This is a genomic window from Acinetobacter sp. 'aerobic (ED)' (assembly GCF_904886855.1).
In the GTDB taxonomy this organism is placed as follows: Bacteria; Pseudomonadota; Gammaproteobacteria; order Pseudomonadales; family Moraxellaceae; genus Acinetobacter; species Acinetobacter courvalinii.
On the sequence record NZ_CAJHGI010000003.1, the window covers coordinates 399,465 to 416,764 of the forward strand.

The window sequence follows — 17,300 nt, forward strand, 5'->3', positions numbered from 1 at the left end:
AGCGGTTTTTTTAGACAAATTCAATAATATTAAAATTTTAACCCTGTAACACACTTACATCTGCAATCGCCGTGAATAAATCACGCAACTGAGCCAGTAAACGTAAACGGTTGGCTTTTAATTCAGCATCATCTGCCATCACCATTACGCCTTCAAAGAAGGCATCGATTGGAGCACGAAGCGCAGCAAGCTTAGACAAGGCTTCTGTGTAGTTACGTGTAGCAAGTAAAGGCTGAACCACAGGTGTTAATGCCTGAAGCTCTGCATAAAGTGCTTTTTCAGCAGCTTCGACCAGATTCGCTTCAACCACAGCACCTTCAGGCGTTGCTTCTTTAGCAAGAATATTGGCAACACGTTTATTTGCCGCAGCCAATGCCGCCGCTTCTGGCAAGGTGCGGAAATGATTGACGGCAGTCACACGTTTATCAAAATCCAGTGGCGATTTTGGTGCAAGCGCTTGAACAGCCTGAATCACATCAACTGCAACGCCTTGATCTTCGTATTTAGCACGGTAACGGCCTTCAAGGAAAGCAACTGCATCGGTACGTGTCTTGTCATGATCTTTGATGATGTCGCCATAACCTTGCAAGGCAAAGTTCACCAATTCTTCAATCGTAATGTCTAATTCATTTTCAATGATTAAACGCAAGATACCAATCGCAGAACGACGTAATGCAAATGGATCTTTAGAACCTGTTGGTGCCTGACCAATACCAAAAATACCGACCAATGTATCTAAACGGTCCGCAAGGGCAATGGTTGTACCTGTCTTGGTTTGCGGTAATACATCGCCTGCAAACTTAGGTAAATATTGCTCACCTAAAGCTTCGGCAACTTCGTTATTCTCACCTTCAAGACGCGCATAGTACGTGCCTGCAATCCCTTGAAGTTCTGGGAATTCACCCACAAGCTCAGAGGTTAAGTCGCATTTAGCCAATAATGCTGCTTTTTCTGCATCGGCTGCATTTGCACCGGTAATCGGTGACAATGCTACAGCCAGTTTGGCAATACGTTCAGATTTATTCCAAAGTGTACCTAATTGTGCCTGGAACACCATATTAGCCAGTTTTTCTTTACGAGACGCAAGCGGTTGCTTCTGGTCTTGTAAGAAGAAGAATTCTGCATCAGACAAACGCGGGCGAACCACTTTTTCATTCCCTTCAATAATTTGAGCCGGATCTTTAGACTCAATATTTGAAACGGTAATGAAGTAAGGCTGTAATTTACCTTCGGCATTGATTAAGCAGAAATATTTTTGGTTATCCTGCATGGTGGTAATCAAGGCTTCTTGCGGAACAGCCAAATAGCGTTCTTCAAAAGTTGCACGTAAAGCTACAGGCCATTCAACGAGGCTTGTTACTTCATCAAGCAAGTCAGCTGGAACAATCGCAGTTGCGTTAACTTCATCAGCTAACTTTTTCACTTGTTCTTGAATGGTTGCTTGACGCTTTTCAAAGTTCGCAACAACGTAAGCTTTTTCTAAGGCAGCTAAGTAATCATTTGCATGCGCTAAAGTCACTGCTTCAGGTGCATGGAAGCGGTGACCATAAGTCACATTGCCAGCTTTATGATCTTGAATAGTTGCGTCAACAATTTGGTCGTCTTTGAGTAAAAGAACCCATTTCACTGGACGTACAAACTCGGTACGGCTTGCGGCTGAACGCATACGTTTTGCGATTGGCAAGTTATCCAGTGCAGTCTGTAAAATTTGCGGCAGTAAAACGTCTAGGCTTTGACCTTTGACATCTTTCAGGAAGCACACTTTTTCAACTTTACCTGCCTGGAAAGTCGAAAGCTGGTCAACGGTAATGCCTTGACCACGCATAAAGCCTTCAAGTGCTTTGGTTGGTTTGCCTTCAGCATCATAGGCTGCTTGTACCGCAGGGCCATCAAAACGTTTTTGTGTATCTGCCTGAGCTGCATCGATATCAACAATTTTCAATGCTAAACGACGTGGCGCAGCATACGCTTCGATAGCAGCGAAGTTTAAGCCAGCATCTTTTAAGCCTTTTTCAGTTTCTGCTTTGAGTGCATCACGTAAAGTTTTTAAGCTTTTTGGTGGAAGCTCTTCACAGCCAAGTTCGAATAAAACAGTATGCTTGGTCATTATTTATTCTCCTTCGCTTTTTCAGCTTGGGCTGCTTCTGCCTCAACTTGTGCTTTGAGCTGAGCCAATACTTCATCACGCAAATGCGGTTCTGCCATCGGGAAACCAAGTTTGGCACGGGCAGCCACATAACTTTGTGCAATTGAGCGTGCCAAAGTACGAACACGTAAAATATAACGTTGACGTTCAGTCACGGAAATCGCACCACGTGCATCGAGCAAGTTAAAGCAGTGTGATGCTTTGATCACCTGTTCGTAGGCAGGAAGTGGCAATTCAGCTTCGATTAAACGAGAAGCTTCAGCTTCATAGAAGTCGAATAATTCAAACATTTTATCGACAGGTGCGTATTCGAAGTTATAGGTTGATTGCTCAACTTCGTTTTGATGGAATACATCACCATAAGTTACTGTACCGAATTGACCTTTAGTCCAGACCAGATCGTAAACAGAATCTACACCTTGCAGGTACATCGCCAGACGCTCTAAGCCGTAAGTGATCTCACCTGTTACTGGGTAACATTCAATACCACCGACTTGCTGGAAGTAAGTGAACTGAGTCACTTCCATACCATTTAACCAGACTTCCCAACCCAAGCCCCAAGCGCCAAGTGTTGGAGATTCCCAGTTGTCTTCCACGAAACGGATATCGTGTGTCAGTGTATCGATGCCGATTGCTTTTAATGAATCGAGATAAAGCTGCTGGATATTGTCCGGGTTTGGCTTCAGCACCACCTGGAACTGATAGTAGTGTTGTAAACGGTTCGGGTTTTCACCATAACGACCGTCTTTCGGACGACGTGAAGGTTGAACATAAGCCGCGTTCCAGGTTTCTGGCCCCAACGCACGTAAGAAGGTTGCAGTGTGGAATGTCCCTGCGCCCATTTCCATATCATATGGTTGTAATACGACGCAGCCTTGCTCCGCCCAATAGTTTTGTAGGGCAAGAATCAAGCCCTGAAAGGTATCAATATGCGATATAGCACGACTCATGGTGCATCCACTGGAATCAAACAAAAATTGTGCTTAAGTATAAGGATTTTGGTGGTGGGTGGCAAAGGTTATGTATTCATACACTCTAGTTCCTTTTGCTTTATCCATGCTTGAAATGAAGGGGCATTTTCAATAGGTTTAAAATCAGGGTCAGTAATAATTTTATCCAGTGAAAGTTCAAGTATAGAAAATAAATTTTGAAAAAAAGAGTTAGATCTTTTTTTAAAGGTAAGTTTCTGTAAATAATTAATGGCTAATTCAGGTTGTTCTAGTAAAGAATGTATTCGTGCTTTTTCTAAGGATAGTTCATGGCTTTTATTTAAGCTATCTAATGCTTTATTTAATAAATTATTTTTCGTTTTTGGGTTTTTTTCATGCTTATGCAGATAACGATATAGCTCATAGAGTTTACGAGCCTTAATGTTAATATCTTCAGATGCATCTTTATCAATGGATATTAGATATTTAGATTCAGCCATATTCAAGTAAATTTCATTATTTTTATGCTCTTCTAATTTTGCTAGTGCAAACAAGGCGTCCCCCCAGTACCAATATGTTGCGTCATGATTTGGGGAAAGCTGTGATAGTTTTTCACAAATTTCAATAATAGCTTGTTGATTTTTTATATTCTCACTTTTCGATACATGTGTGTTTTTTGAATAAATATCTTCAAGATATGCTAATAAAATATCCACTTCATCAGCATGTTTAAAATGGGTTATAGCTTCTGGGCTTTCTAAAATATCAATATAATTTTTTATTTTAGAAATAAATCTATGTTGACGCCTTTTTGAGGTTTCGAAATTGATCTCATTTAAGTACATTTCTAATTCTTTGTATGGTCTTTCAATGAAGTCTAAACTGCAGCTTAAACTTTCGGCGATTTTCAAGAAGGTTTCATCTGCATCACATCCATAAATAGCCTTGCACTCCTCATCATTTTCTAGAAAATGATGACTATCCCGTTGTAAAACTTGATCGTTATATTCAAGCCAATAAAGCCAATTATTGTAAGGGCGAAGTTCGTTTAAAGCATCCATAAGAGGATCATTCTCGCCACTGTATCCTGCTACAACCCAAGTCTTAGAGCATCCCGTAGATCGCACAATTTGAGTTAAAGTTTCTTTATGTGCTTCCAGTTGATCTGTGGTATTTCGCTGAACAAAGCCAACATGTTGTCCATTTAAATATACAATACTAGGGTCATGAAGAAGTTCTGCATTTACTTTGCCCATAGCGCCTAAATCATAGATTGCAGGGAAAGGATACATACCAACCATATAACATGCATGTATCAATAATGGATCAAAGTTAACAGTAAGAATTCGGCTGAAATAACCTTGTTTTAGTAGTTCTGCAATTGCGATATGCGCAAAGTTTAGTTTAGCTTTTTCTATTCCTTTGTCTTCTTTTCCTTCTATAAACCATTTGAAAAGCTCTTTACGTTTAACATTCGAGAGTTTCGTCATAATGTCGTTATATTGAAGCTTACTTAGATCTTCTTGAGCAAGTTTCTGTTCTTCTGATGTAAAGTAATTAGGAAAATTCTCAATCGCAATTTTCATTAGTTTTTGTGCAGGAGGGATGCCAGCAGATACAGAAATACCTGCACCGACTAATAAAATTGCACCACCTTGATCTTTTGCATCTTGTAGAGAAGCTGCTAGATGTTTAAGAAGTTCTTCTTTATTTTGTTCCATTACTAATAATTTAACCTTTTGAATTTATAGTGATTATATCAATTTTATTAAACTGCGCTAGCTTGAGTAAAATTAATACGTCACCCCATGACGTTTAGCATCTCTCATGCTCTTAATTTCACAATGTGGACATGTTAATTTTTAAACGATCTTCTCTGTTTTCTTCAGGTCGTTTGAAATGTCTGATCGCATTCGTGAAAAGCTGCAAATTTTAGCGGACGCTGCCAAATATGACGTGTCCTGTTCTTCCAGTGGCAGTGACCGTAAAAACAAAGGTAAGGGGCTTGGAGATGCCAGCCATTCAGGGATTTGCCATAGCTATACCGAAGATGGACGCTGCGTTTCCTTGCTGAAAATCCTGTTTAGTAATGTCTGTATTTTTGATTGTGCTTATTGCGTATCACGCCGTTCTAATGACGTAAAACGTGCGGCATTTACCGTGCAGGAAGTGGTTGACCTGACCATTAATTTCTATCGACGTAATTATATTGAAGGGCTATTTCTCAGTTCAGGTATTTTCAAGTCCGCAGATTACACCATGGAGCGCATGCTGCAGGTGGTGAAGAAGCTGCGTCTTGAAGAAAATTTCAATGGTTATATTCATCTCAAGACCATTCCAGGTGCTTCCCCAGAACTGATTCATGAAGCAGGGCTATATGCCGACCGGATGAGTATCAATCTGGAAATGCCGACAGAAGCCGGATTGAAAACCTTTGCCCCTGAAAAATCGCATCAGGAAGTACAAAAGGATTTGGGTCTGGTTCGCGATCGCCTGATTCAGTTGAAAGATGAGCGGCAGGTGATCAAGCATGTGCCAAAATACGTGCCTGCGGGACAGACCACACAAATGGTGGTGGGGGCACATCAGGAAACCGATCAGGATGTGCTGTTAATGGCGGATCGGCATTACAAGGAATTTAAACTTAAACGGGTTTATTTTTCGGGTTATATCCCGATCAATACCGAGAATCATTATTTACCGGCTGTGGGTTCAGCACCACCGCTATTACGTGAAAACCGACTATACCAGAGTGACTGGTTGATGCGGTTTTATGGCTTTCAGGTCAATGAAATTGTAGATGAGCGTTTTCCGCATCTTGATCTGGATATTGACCCGAAACTGAGCTGGGCCTTACGCCATCCCGAACAATTCCCGGTGGATTTAAACCGTGCCGATTATCAGATGGTATTGCGTGTGCCCGGCATTGGCGTGAAATCAGCCAAGAAAATTGTGCAGGCAAGACGTTTTGGCAAAATCCATATCGATTTATTGAAACAGCTCGGTGTGGCCTATTCGCGGGCAAAGTTTTTTATTCGCTGTGAAGACAGCCCACGTTTTCAGAAGGAACTTTCTCCCCATTATATCCGTCAGCAAATCCTGACGCAGGGTTCCTCAAAATACGTGCAACAACTTTCACCGCAGCTGAGTTTAGGTTTTTAAGCGTGTTCACTGATCCAGTGGCGTATTGCTTTGATGGTTCCATGGCGGGACTGCTGAGTTGTGTTTTTCGTGCCTTTCAGTTCAAAGAATTTGAGGTGCAGCTGTGTCTGCACAATCAGGTCCAACATGGCCTGTTTGCCAGTCTGATTGAGGTGCCAACGCATGAACAGCAGGCACAACGGGTCTGGGCAGGCCTGCAACAGAAACTATCGCAATCGGCCTTGAGACAATTCTATTTTACGTCTTTATCAGAATCGCTGGAGGCCTATCAGCATTTATTTAATTACTGTATTTATGTGTTCCAGCAGCAAGTTTCCGTTGAAAAAGACTATTCACATCCGAGTGTGCTGGCTATTGCGCAATGGACCAAAAAGGTCGGGCGTGAAAAACACCGGATGGAGGCATTTATACGTTTTAAGAAAACCTCGGATGGGCTATTTCTGAGTTTGGTACGACCGGATTTTAATGTATTGCCGCTCATTCAGCCGCATTTTAAACGTCGTTATCAGGATCAACGCTGGCTGATTTATGATGAGCAGCGCCAATATGGACTGTATTACGACTTGCATGAGATTCATGAAGTCTCGATGGAGGTGAATGAGATCGACCGTAATATTGAAACGGGCTTTAGTCAAAGCTTTCAGTTAGAACTGGATGAGCAGGAAGCGTTATATGATCAGTTATGGAAAGATTACTTCAATAGCGTCAATATTAAAGAACGGCAGAATATCAAACTCCATGTGCAATATTTGCCAAAACGATACTGGCGTTATCTAAATGAAAAATATCTTTAATGCTTGGGTGAGGGGCCTGAAAAGAAGTGTGCTTGAGAGCCACTTGCAGTTTTAATTGAATCTGAGTAAAAAATAAACTTGTCCTTACGGCTTGAACACGATTTTAAAAATGACAAAACCAAGAGCTAGAAAATGAACAAATTAAGTTTTAAATGCCTATTACTGGCAATGACCTGTTTAAGTGTGGAGGTCATGGCGGAAACACCGGATAAATCTACCGATGCTTATAGCCTTTGTGTGGATGAAACCATTCAGGAATTGGGACTGGGCAATATCAATAATGCCGTGGTGGAAATCTGTAGTAGCAGAACCAAAACATTATATAGCAAGCAGATCGTACAATTACTCGACCAAATCAAGAAGCAGAGTCAAGAATATCAGCAGCCTGAACGCTACAACGACATTATGAAATCACAACAATTGTGGAAAAGTTTTGTGGATCAGGAATGCCGTAATGCGGGTGCCTATATCGGCTCGCCGATGTATGAGTTTTGCCCGATGCAAAAATATGGCGAGCGAATTGAGCAGTTAAAAGAATATCTGAACTGAGAAAATTTATTTTCAACAGCTTTACTCATAATCTAAAACTATAATTTAAATACACCTTCAGCTTGAGTCGGCGTATACTTCTGCCTCGAATAAAACAACACTATTCCAGCAAGGTGCATTGTGAGCTCTACCCAATCAGACTGGCTAAATCTGCTTAAACCTAATTATAAAGTCCTGCCTTTGAGGGAGAGGATGCTGTCAGGCGTGGGGGCTTTATGCGGTCTGGCGATTTCCTCACTCATCAGCTGGTATGTGCTAGGGGGCATGAATGCCTGGTACATTGCACCGATGGGCGCTTCTTCAGTACTCCTGTTTGCAGTACCCAATAGTCCCTTGGCGCAACCGTGGAATGTGGTGGTCGGTAATACCCTGGCAGGTTTGATTGGGGTTGCCTGTACTCAATTAATGCCTGATCTGACCACTGCTTTTAGTGTGGCCGTTGGCTTGGCAATTTTTATGATGATGACAACAGATTCGCTGCATCCACCCAGTGGGGCAGTGGCGATTACCGCCGTGTTGGGCGGGGAGGCGGTCCATCGGCTGGGTTTCCATTTTATCTTATATCCGGTGCTGCTGAACTCGATTTTATTACTGGTTTTCGCGGTGGTATTTAACCGTTTGATTGGGCGTCATTATCCTTTGACTGCGCATGTCAATGAGCGCTCTAAAGACCCGACACCGACGCAGAAAGTCTCGATTCAGCCGAAAGATATTGAATATGCTTTAGAACATCACACCGAGCTGTTAGACATTAGCCAATATGATCTGGAAAAAATCATTTTAGAAGCGCAAGAGCATGCCAATGAGCGACTGGTTAATTCATTTGTCTGTCAGGATATTATGAGTCGGGATGTCATTAAACTGCATGAAAATGATGATATCCATCAAGCCGTAGATAAATTTAAGGCGGTTAACCTGATGAGCTTGCCTGTGGTCAATGCAGAGGAAAAACTGGTCGGGACGCTGGCTTTATACGAAGTGGTGGAATGGTTTAAGGGCGCGACCGATCCACGTAATTCATGGCAGCATTTTGTGCGACAGATTATGAGCCGGAGAGTGGTGACGGTTGATCCGTTACAGCCGATTCAGGATTTGGTGCCTTATTTTGTAGAAAAATCTTTTAACTATATTCCAGTGGTTGAGAACCAGCGGCTGGTCGGCATTATCAGTCGTGCCGATATGATTGCGGCCTTGCAACAGCAGCTGAATCAAAAATTAAGTTAAAAAAAAGCTACGGTTGGATTAGGGGTAATTTCAACCGTAGCGACCAAAAAGGAAAGTGAGAAATTAACGTTTTATGCCTTGGTCTTCATAGACAGTTTTCACAGGCTGGTTATAGCCTTGAACATGGTCAACACGCGCTTGCTGACGTTTTGGAATGACCAGCCATAAAATGAGGTACACCAAAATACCCGGGAAAGCGGCGCTCATAATCGAGATCACAACAAAGATCAGGCGTAATAAATTTGCATTCCAACCAAATCGTTCCGCAATACCGCCCATCACACCAGCGATCATGCTTTGTTGGTTTGAGCGATATAAACCAGAGTTGGTCATCGAGTGTATCTCCTTAAATTCATGAAATGGCAGCAAAAAGTAAAATATGAGTTGAAGAGCTGCTGTTATTTAAGAGATATGGGCGATGAATTTTTTTTAAAGTTTAAACAGATGAGAGATTAGTTAAGTTGTGTAAATTCTTGCTGGAAAAAGCAACAGCATCGCCTAAAATGCACCGACTTAAAGCACACTGCTTTGTTAATTTGCTATTTCCATCCTATTGCGACGGTCTACATTACCTATCACAGGTATGTAGCAGCACTCAATGAAGTCCTGTTAAAAACTAGGGCACAGCGTGAAAAGTACGCGATAGCGATGTTGATGTTAGAGATTTGTAGATATGCAGTTCAGGTTATCCTTACAGCAGCTTAGTGTAGGAGTCTTATTGAGTCTAGGTTTGATGGCGTGTGATAGTCATCATCCTGAACCTGTAAGACAACAACCGCAGACGCAATCGGATCATGAAGCGAGTTATGTACTCGCAGATGAACAAGAGCAAGCAACTTCTGATACAGAAGCGATGTCGCTCAATCAGGTTGCTGGACAAGCCACCTTGCCACATCCTGTGGTGCGTCAAGATAATCATAGTCAACCCTCGGAAGCCGATCTGATCTATGTCGGTCGCTATCATGCCCGCATACCATGTACAGACCCTTTTGCAGGCTGTGTAAATAATGAAAAAGAAGCTGAATATATCCTGAATTTATTAAGTGATGGTTCAGTGTACTGGACCAATACCAGTTTTGGGCGTCTCGGTTCCGATCCAACACGTAGTGTGGCCAAGATCGAACAAACCTGTAAACAGGTGCACTGGCATGTTCATAAAGAACTGAATGAGATCATGGTGCGTTGTGATGTGGCAGATCTAAATCTTTACTATCAGATCAATGAGCAGCAGGATCTGGTATTAAATCTGGACAAGATGTGGAATGAAGGCAATGGTAATAACCGCAAGTTCTTTAAAGAATATCCTTTTCCGCAGCAAGCCTATGTCTTTAAAAGAGTAGAATAAAAATTGTTTTGATCATAAAAAAAGAGCGCAATAAGCGCTCTTTTTTTACAGCCCGGATTAGTAATCGAAGCTGAAGTGTTCTGGTGCCAGTGAAGTCAAGGTACGAGACGTAGTCACCATTGACTCGGCATGGCCTTGAGCGCGTGGTAATAAACGGTCGAAGTAGAAATCAGCAACCTTGATTTTTGCTTTATAGAATTCAGGGGTTTCAATACCGTTACCTGCTTCTAATTTCTCAGAGGCAATCACTGCTTGTTGCGCCCAGAAATAAGCCATCATGACGTAGCCAGAGAACATCAAGAAATCAGCAGAAGCTGAAGACACGATATCACGGTCCTTACGTGCAGCCAGCATGATACGAACAGTTAAAGTGTTCCATTGTGCACAAAGCTTGGTTAAGTCCCATGCAAAACGGCGGAGATATTTGTTACGTGCGTGTGCAGCACAGAATTTCAGGATTTCAGCCGTGTAATCACGAACCACTTTACCTTTCGAGCTTAACAGGACTTTACGACCAATCAGATCGAGTGCCTGAATACCTGTTGTGCCTTCATACAAGGTTGAGATACGTGCATCACGTGCGATTTGTTCCATACCCCATTCACGGATATAGCCATGACCGCCGTAAACCTGCATACCGTGATTAGCTGCTTCTAGACCCATTTCGGTCAAGAAACCTTTCAAGATCGGCGTATAGAAACCAAGCTTGTCATCATAAGCCTCATAAGCTGCCTGATCGCCACTGACCAATGCATCTGTCATTTTGTCCGCAAGTTTTGCAGCATGGTAGATCATTGAACGACCACCTTCAGCAATTGCTTTTTGCGTCAATAACATACGACGAACATCAGCATGGTGAATAATCGCATCAGCTACACGTTCAGGTTCTTTCTTGCCAGAAAGGGCACGCATTGACATACGATCTTTGGCATAAGGTAAAGCACCCTGAAAAGACAGTTCGGCGTGTGCAATACCTTGTACTGCGGTACCGATACGTGCTGTATTCATAAAGGTAAACATGGCATGTAAACCTTTGTTGATTTCACCGATCAGGTAACCTGTGGCATTGTCAAAGTTCAACACGGCAGTTGCAGAGGCCTTGATCCCCATTTTATGCTCGATAGAACCACAAGACACCGCATTGCGCTCACCTACGCCACCATCCGCAGTCGGGATGAATTTAGGCACGATGAATAGAGAGATACCACGTGTACCTGCAGGCGCATCTGGAAGGCGAGCCAATACGATATGGATGATGTTTTCAGTTAAATCGTGTTCACCCGCAGAGATGAAGATTTTGGTCCCAGAAATTTTATAGGTACCATCTGCATTTGGTTCTGCTTTGGTTTTGACCTGACCTAAGTCTGTACCACATTGAGGCTCGGTTAAGCACATGGTGCCTGACCAGGTACCTTCAACCAGTTTAGGCATATAGGTATTTTTTTGCTCGTCTGTACCGAACTGCATGATGGTGTTCATACAACCTGTACTTAAACCTGGGTACATGGTGAAAGACCAGTTCGCGGTTCCCATCATTTCTGATTTGATCAGGTTTAAAGACATTGGCAAGCCTTGACCGCCAAATTCTTCCGGATAAGAAAGACCTTGCCAGCCACCCATCACAAACTGGTCATACGCTTCTTTAAAGCCTTTCGGTGTGGTTACTTCACCGTTATTAAAAGTACAGCCTTCTTCATCACCTGACTGGTTAAGCGGAGAAAGTACGTTTTCGCAATAATCTGCCGCACCTTCAAGAATCATATCAACTGTATCAGCATCCGCATTTTGACCACTTGTCAAAGTTTGGTAATGTGCTGGATAATCTAACATTTCGTTCATTAAGAAACGAATATCACGGAGCGGGGCTTTATAAGCTGGCATAATCTTAATCCTGTATTTGAATCATTTTGGATTATCTGTTTCGATACTTTGATTATTCACAATGGTGATAAAAATACATTGATAATCACTGGGGAAAAGAATGTCAGAAAAGCGAATCTCCTAGATTTGAGGGAGATGGAAAAATCACTTTTCTGTGGGTGTTTAAACTTATATTAAACGTGAAAAATACTTAATTCTATACTTGAAAATATAATGATATAAAGGTGTTTGGTAAAGCTATGCGTCTAAAATATTTAACTTTATGTTTAATGGGTCTCAGTCTTTCGGCCTGTTCTCAACATGTCATTAAAACCAATCCAGCGACGGTCAACCTCGAGCAGAAGGCAGTGAATAGCCTGAATGCCATCTACGAATATCCAAGCTATGACTACCGTGGCAAATTCAATATTCATGTTGATCAGGAGCCAAGTAAAAATACTGCAAAAGCTGAACCTGCATCTTTAGAACCGGCACTCAAGCAAAAAGTGGATCAATACTTACGAGAGCAAAAGGTCAACTTAAACAATAAACAGAAGCAGGCTTTGTATACCGCACTGGCGCAGGAACAAAAAAGCGCTGGTCGTTCCAAGGCCGACAAGTTTACTCAGGTCATGACCAATATCCTGAACGAGATGCAGTTTGAGTACGAGGGTTCAGTGCATTATCGCCAGAAAATGGGTTCCTTGAACCTGACTGCGCGTTATGAAAAGCCCACCTTGCTGGTACAGGCCAAAGTGCCGATGGTGCTTGATCTGAATCATTATAAATTCTATATCAACTACTTTGCCTTGATGCCTTATCTGGTTAATAAAGAGAACCAGAACAAGCTGGCCTATCTGGATTTTTCAAAATATCAGGATGCTTTCAAGCAAGTGGATTACAAGAAATTTGCTGAATATGTGAAAGCATCCAGTGCGGTTTATTATCGTCTTGCCGATCAAAAGAATATTCAGGCCTTATCCGTTTCCTCTGCTGATCAGGCCGCAGGCGTGGTGGAAAAAATCCGTTTAAAGACCTCGGTTGAAGAACTGATCCTGCAAGCGAATTTATATAGCAAGGTCAATGAAAAATATTTGATGCAAAGTGTTTTAAACCTGAACGCGCAAAATTTAGAAAAACTGGTTGCAGATGAAGTGGCGAATGCCGAGCAGGCAAAATCTAAAGCATCATTACTGGACGCAAAAGATTCGGCAGATGATGCCAGCTTGGTAAGCCAACAGCTATACCGTCTTGTGAATCAGCATTTTGGTGTTGAGGATATTGAGGAAGCCGATGCTGATGAAAGTGCAGATACGGCGGAAGCAGCAGCGGCACGTGCAGCTGTAGCAGCGGCTGACGATCCCAAAGCATCTGAATATCCGGAAGAATCTGATGATCTGGAAGCAGCTGAAGATGAGCAGGCAGGTTTATCTGAGCAACAATGTACAGCCCTGCAAACAGCGCCTAAAACCACCTATGGCGATGTGCAGTATTGTCAAAGTATATATGGCATTGATGTGTTCTCGGATCAGCCAGTAGAGCCGGGTTTCTTGACTTATATCCAGAAGTTACAAGCTGTTGAAAAAGAATTTGCGGTTTACGATCAAAACCGGTTTATTGATGATCAGGCATTTAAGACACTTTGGCTGAAACATCAGGTGGATATTGAGAAAGCTTTACCGCCTGCCGATAAACGCAATCCATTTGTGATGGATGTTGGACTGGATGCTAAAGGACGTGCTGTAAAGATTGACTATGATTTGAATTATGGTCTGCCTGAGTTGAAATCACGGTTTAATATCAAGGCCGATATGCTGATTTCCAATTATGGTAATGGCACGCCGATTGACCAAGCGCAGTTGAAGCAAGCGAAAACATGGGCTGAAGCCAGCAAAGGTTCAATGCTTGAGCAGGCAGTGAACAGCTTCTCGGAAAAGTTGGGGCAGGCGGGTATTCAGGAGCGTTCAGCCGAGCCGTATCGCTTATCTTTAGATGATCAGCTCAACCTTATTGCCGAGCAGCGTTACGACGCAACACGTGCTTATGAGCCAACGTATAAGGCGGTATTCATTGCCAAATTGACAGAAAATTCACCACACATTGTGCAGCGTTACTCAAGCCAAGAGTTGCAGGAAATAGCTGCTGTATATGCGTATTGGTACGCCGATGAAGATGTTTATAATCCAGAAGGTAAAGCACTGCAAAAGATTGAAACTTTGCAAAACAAACATCACCTGCAAGGTGAAGACCAGTTTGATGATGGTTTAGGGCGTTCGGTTTACCATATTGTCAGTGAGGCGATGCAGGGTGAACAAGATCGTCAGGCCTGGAAAAAGCTACAGGCTCAATATAAGCAGCCGCAACAGTTATTTGCCAAGCAATACCAAATCCAGTTCGAACAAGAAAATGGCGCTTCAACTGAGGAAAAAGTCTTACTTGCGCAAACGGCAAATATTCTGGGACAAGTCTATGTCGATGCACGTAAAAACAGACTGTCTGAACAATCGATTAAAGCTTTAAAGATTGAACATAATGAATTTATTGATTATGAAATCTTTAAGCAAGTCTATCAGAAGATGTTAAATCTGAAGTAAGCCAGCACAAAAACAGCCTGTAACATACAGGCTGTTTTTTTATGTAATTTTCAAATGATTATAAAAAATCTTTCAGCTCAGGTTTAACCCCGTTCCAGATCGAGAAGGCTTCAATCGCTTGACCTACCAGCATGCCGAAACCATCCGTCGCAGGCACTTGGCGTTGTTGGGCCTGATCGAGAAAACTGGAGGATTTGCCGTAAGCCATTTCATAAGCATGATGGAAAATCAAGCTTTCAGGCAACTGCAAGGTATCTCCCGTTAAACTTGCTGAAGTTGCATTAATCACCAAATCAAATTCACCTGACAGTTGATCGAGACCGATCGCTTTTAGCTCAGTTTGCGGGACAGCATCTTTTAAATCTTCAACCAGTTGTTCTGCGCGAGCAAGGGTACGATTCGCAATCACAATCTGTTTTGCACCTGCCTGTCCTAGAGGATAAATCACACCACGGGTTGCACCACCAGCCCCTAAAATCAAAATACGGCTATCTTTAAGTTCCCAGCCTAGTGCTTGAATCGCAGCAACCAGACCCTGACCATCGGTATTATCGCCATACAGTTTGCCATCCTGCATCCAAAGCGTATTTACGGCTTTGGCAATCTTGGCACGTTCAGTCAATTGATCACACAGCGCAAAGGCCTGTTCTTTAAACGGTACGGTGACATTCATTCCCGCACCATTCTTGGCAAAGAAGTCTTTGGCGGTACTTTCAAAACCATCTAGTGGCGCAAGAATTTTTCTATAGTTTAAATCGACCCCGGTCTTTGCTGCGAATGCATGATGTAACTCTGGTGAGCGTGATTGTTCAATCGGGTTTCCAATTACAGCAAATTGTTTGGTCATGGGCGAATCATTCTTGTGCGTTAGTTGAAGTGTATAAATTTGGGGCAAGTGCTGCAATATTGATTTACATCTGAATATGTCAGGAAGGCATGATTTCAGCACCAGAACATGATTTGATAATTTTAGATTGTTGTAAACGTTGAGACTGGTTTTAAGGATGAGTATTTATTTAATTCGGCATGCACAAAGTGAAGCGAATATGAATGGCCGTACACGATCACATGCTGCCATTGAACTAAGTGAGCAGGGGTGGCAGCAGGCAAAACAACTTTGCGAAACCTTACCACCTATTGACCATGTCCTGATTTCTAAATACCACAGGACCTATCAGACCGCACAACCAATTTTACTCAAGTATCAGATTACAGCAGAAATCGACGACAATTTGCATGAGTTTAGTTATCTTTCGGAAAGGAGGTGTGCCAATACCAATCTGGATGATCGTAAGCAATGGGTCAATGCGTATTGGGAAAGAATGGATGATAAATATCGTGATGCCGATGACGCTGAATCTTTTGCTGACTTATATGGGCGAGTGCAATGTGTTCATGAAAAATTAAGTCAATTAGCGCAGCAATATGTGCATAAGAATTTGGCCGTATTTACGCATGGTCAGTTTTTACAATTATTGCTCACACTAAAACATGCACCACAGCCTTTGAGTCGAGAACTGATGCAAGATTTTAGAAAGAATTTAATTCAGCAACCCATCCCAAATACCGCAATCTTTTTATTTTAGGAATCCGTAAAAAAACTCATCCCTGAACTATATGTCTGGGATGAGTTTTTTCATTTATTGATTTAGACCCAACCAGTCTCTTGGTTTTAGATAATAATCGGTGAGACGCTTCTCTGCCGAATCTGCATCCCATTCAGGACGATATGACCAACCGGCCAGATTAGGCAAGCTCACCAGGATTGATTCAATGCGCCCACCTGTCTGTAGGCCAAATAAGGTACCACGGTCATAGACCAGGTTATATTCGACATAACGACCACGACGGTATAACTGGAACTCACGTTGCGCCTCGGTGTAAGGCTGTTCACGATGCTTTTCAAAAATCGGCAAGATTGCGTCTAAATAACCATTACCAACGGCCTGCATATATTTAAAACAGGTTTCAAAATCCCACTGGTTCAAATCATCAAAGAATAAACCACCGACACCACGCTGTTCATCACGATGTTTTAAATAGAAATAATCATCACACCATTGCTTATGTTCCGCATAAACCGTGTCACCAAAAGGCTGGCACAGATCATAAGCTTGTTGATGCCAATTCAGCACATCCTCATCATCTGGATAGAATGGGGTTAAGTCAAAACCGCCACCAAACCACCATACTGGATCTTGGCCTTCAGGCTCAGCGACAAATAGGCGAACATTGGCATGAGAGGTTGGGATATTTGGATTTTTTGGGTGAATGACTAAGGATACACCCAATGCTTGTGCCTTTGCGCCTGCAATTTGCGGATGACGTTCAGTGGCAGAGGCGGGCAGTTTACTGATATTGATGTGGGAGAACATGACCCCACCTTTTTCAATGACTTCACCATTTTGCAAAACACGAGAGCGGCCGCCACCGCCTTCGGTTCGTTGCCAATCATCAATGATAAACTCAGCGGTGCCACCGCCTGCACGTTCCTGTTGCTCTAGTCCTGCACAAATGCGTGCCTGTAGATCGAGTAAAAACTCGCGAACACGTTGAATATCAGCTGAAGTTGGATGCTGCATGATGATCCTCTTGATAAGATCTAGGAATTACTGATATCAAAACATAAATCCATAAAAAAAGTAAGGGATTTTCGTTGTTATAACTAAAATCCCTTAACAGTTTTATTTTTAAATA

The 17,300-nt window shown here is 42.4% G+C and carries 14 protein-coding genes; 7 read left to right on the top strand and 7 right to left on the bottom strand.

Annotated elements, in window-relative coordinates; translation table 11 throughout:
* Window positions 1–37: 37 nt before the first annotated feature.
* The 3 genes from glyS to JO943_RS08040 all read right to left on the bottom strand — a co-directional run bounded on the left by glyS (window position 38) and on the right by JO943_RS08040 (window position 4,796).
* The gene (gene glyS, locus JO943_RS08030) at window positions 38–2,107 is read right to left on the bottom strand and encodes a glycine--tRNA ligase subunit beta (protein WP_202740478.1); all 2,070 of its coding nucleotides are present in this window, start codon (window positions 2,105–2,107) and stop codon (window positions 38–40) included.
* Window positions 2,107–3,096 carry a glycine--tRNA ligase subunit alpha gene (gene glyQ / locus JO943_RS08035; protein ID WP_004775941.1) on the bottom strand — a complete coding sequence of 330 codons (990 nt, stop codon included), beginning with the start codon at window positions 3,094–3,096 and terminating at the stop codon, window positions 2,107–2,109. The genes glyS and glyQ overlap by 1 nt, the downstream gene beginning before the upstream one ends.
* Window positions 3,097–3,164: 68 nt before the next feature.
* Window positions 3,165–4,796 (bottom strand): hypothetical protein, encoded by a 1,632-nt coding sequence (locus tag JO943_RS08040; RefSeq protein ID WP_227614433.1) that lies wholly within the window; start codon window positions 4,794–4,796, stop codon window positions 3,165–3,167.
* A 178-nt stretch (window positions 4,797–4,974) separates the two neighbouring features.
* Here JO943_RS08040 and JO943_RS08045 point away from each other — a divergent pair, with 178 nt between their 5' ends.
* From JO943_RS08045 to JO943_RS08060, 4 genes are all read left to right on the top strand, one after another.
* Window positions 4,975–6,237, top strand: a complete 1,263-nt coding sequence (locus JO943_RS08045; RefSeq protein ID WP_005227493.1) for a putative DNA modification/repair radical SAM protein — start codon at window positions 4,975–4,977, stop codon at window positions 6,235–6,237.
* 2 nt (window positions 6,238–6,239) lie between these two features.
* A complete protein-coding gene (locus JO943_RS08050) occupies window positions 6,240–7,031 on the top strand; it encodes a TIGR03915 family putative DNA repair protein (protein WP_202740479.1) in 792 nt (263 codons plus the stop codon).
* A 132-nt stretch (window positions 7,032–7,163) separates the two neighbouring features.
* Window positions 7,164–7,580, top strand: a complete 417-nt coding sequence (locus tag JO943_RS08055; RefSeq protein ID WP_202740480.1) for a lysozyme inhibitor LprI family protein — start codon at window positions 7,164–7,166, stop codon at window positions 7,578–7,580.
* Window positions 7,581–7,700: 120 nt separating this feature from the next.
* On the top strand, window positions 7,701–8,804 hold the full coding sequence (locus JO943_RS08060) for an HPP family protein (protein WP_032868629.1): 1,104 nt from the start codon (window positions 7,701–7,703) through the stop codon (window positions 8,802–8,804).
* A 63-nt stretch (window positions 8,805–8,867) separates the two neighbouring features.
* On the opposite strand, the gene JO943_RS08065 is transcribed toward JO943_RS08060, so the two are convergent.
* Window positions 8,868–9,137 (bottom strand): PspC domain-containing protein, encoded by a 270-nt coding sequence (locus JO943_RS08065; protein WP_005227485.1) that lies wholly within the window; start codon window positions 9,135–9,137, stop codon window positions 8,868–8,870.
* Window positions 9,138–9,477: 340 nt separating this feature from the next.
* On the opposite strand from JO943_RS08065, the gene JO943_RS08070 reads away from it, so the two are divergent.
* Entirely contained in the window at window positions 9,478–10,149 is a 672-nt protein-coding gene (locus JO943_RS08070) for a hypothetical protein (protein WP_202740481.1), read from the top strand.
* Window positions 10,150–10,206: 57 nt separating this feature from the next.
* Here the strand turns inward: JO943_RS08070 and JO943_RS08075 are convergent, their stop codons facing one another.
* A complete protein-coding gene (locus JO943_RS08075; protein ID WP_005227481.1) occupies window positions 10,207–12,030 on the bottom strand; it encodes an acyl-CoA dehydrogenase C-terminal domain-containing protein in 1,824 nt (607 codons plus the stop codon).
* 239 nt (window positions 12,031–12,269) lie between these two features.
* Between JO943_RS08075 and JO943_RS08080 the strand changes: the two genes are divergently transcribed.
* Window positions 12,270–14,603, top strand: a complete 2,334-nt coding sequence (locus tag JO943_RS08080) for a hypothetical protein (protein WP_202740482.1) — start codon at window positions 12,270–12,272, stop codon at window positions 14,601–14,603.
* Window positions 14,604–14,661: 58 nt separating this feature from the next.
* Here the strand turns inward: JO943_RS08080 and aroE are convergent, their stop codons facing one another.
* The gene (aroE, locus tag JO943_RS08085; protein ID WP_202740483.1) at window positions 14,662–15,450 is read right to left on the bottom strand and encodes a shikimate dehydrogenase; all 789 of its coding nucleotides are present in this window, start codon (window positions 15,448–15,450) and stop codon (window positions 14,662–14,664) included.
* A gap of 157 nt (window positions 15,451–15,607) precedes the next feature.
* Between aroE and JO943_RS08090 the strand changes: the two genes are divergently transcribed.
* A complete protein-coding gene (locus JO943_RS08090; RefSeq protein ID WP_005227474.1) occupies window positions 15,608–16,189 on the top strand; it encodes a histidine phosphatase family protein in 582 nt (193 codons plus the stop codon).
* A 54-nt stretch (window positions 16,190–16,243) separates the two neighbouring features.
* Here the strand turns inward: JO943_RS08090 and hemF are convergent, their stop codons facing one another.
* Window positions 16,244–17,185 carry an oxygen-dependent coproporphyrinogen oxidase gene (gene hemF, locus JO943_RS08095; protein ID WP_005227472.1) on the bottom strand — a complete coding sequence of 314 codons (942 nt, stop codon included), beginning with the start codon at window positions 17,183–17,185 and terminating at the stop codon, window positions 16,244–16,246.
* Window positions 17,186–17,300 lie beyond the last annotated feature (115 nt).

What these genes read in the sequence shown, in the direction of transcription:
- glyS (WP_202740478.1), bottom strand. Translation starts at nt 2,107, where the DNA reads ATGACCAAGCATACTGTTTTATTCGAACTTGGCTGTGAAGAGCTTCCA.
- glyQ (WP_004775941.1), bottom strand. Translation starts at nt 3,096, where the DNA reads ATGAGTCGTGCTATATCGCATATTGATACCTTTCAGGGCTTGATTCTT.
- JO943_RS08040 (WP_227614433.1), bottom strand. Translation starts at nt 4,796, where the DNA reads ATGGAACAAAATAAAGAAGAACTTCTTAAACATCTAGCAGCTTCTCTA.
- JO943_RS08045 (WP_005227493.1), top strand. Translation starts at nt 4,975, where the DNA reads ATGTCTGATCGCATTCGTGAAAAGCTGCAAATTTTAGCGGACGCTGCC.
- JO943_RS08055 (WP_202740480.1), top strand. Translation starts at nt 7,164, where the DNA reads ATGAACAAATTAAGTTTTAAATGCCTATTACTGGCAATGACCTGTTTA.
- JO943_RS08065 (WP_005227485.1), bottom strand. Translation starts at nt 9,137, where the DNA reads ATGACCAACTCTGGTTTATATCGCTCAAACCAACAAAGCATGATCGCT.
- JO943_RS08070 (WP_202740481.1), top strand. Translation starts at nt 9,478, where the DNA reads ATGCAGTTCAGGTTATCCTTACAGCAGCTTAGTGTAGGAGTCTTATTG.
- JO943_RS08075 (WP_005227481.1), bottom strand. Translation starts at nt 12,030, where the DNA reads ATGCCAGCTTATAAAGCCCCGCTCCGTGATATTCGTTTCTTAATGAAC.
- JO943_RS08080 (WP_202740482.1), top strand. Translation starts at nt 12,270, where the DNA reads ATGCGTCTAAAATATTTAACTTTATGTTTAATGGGTCTCAGTCTTTCG.
- aroE (WP_202740483.1), bottom strand. Translation starts at nt 15,450, where the DNA reads ATGACCAAACAATTTGCTGTAATTGGAAACCCGATTGAACAATCACGC.
- JO943_RS08090 (WP_005227474.1), top strand. Translation starts at nt 15,608, where the DNA reads ATGAGTATTTATTTAATTCGGCATGCACAAAGTGAAGCGAATATGAAT.
- hemF (WP_005227472.1), bottom strand. Translation starts at nt 17,185, where the DNA reads ATGCAGCATCCAACTTCAGCTGATATTCAACGTGTTCGCGAGTTTTTA.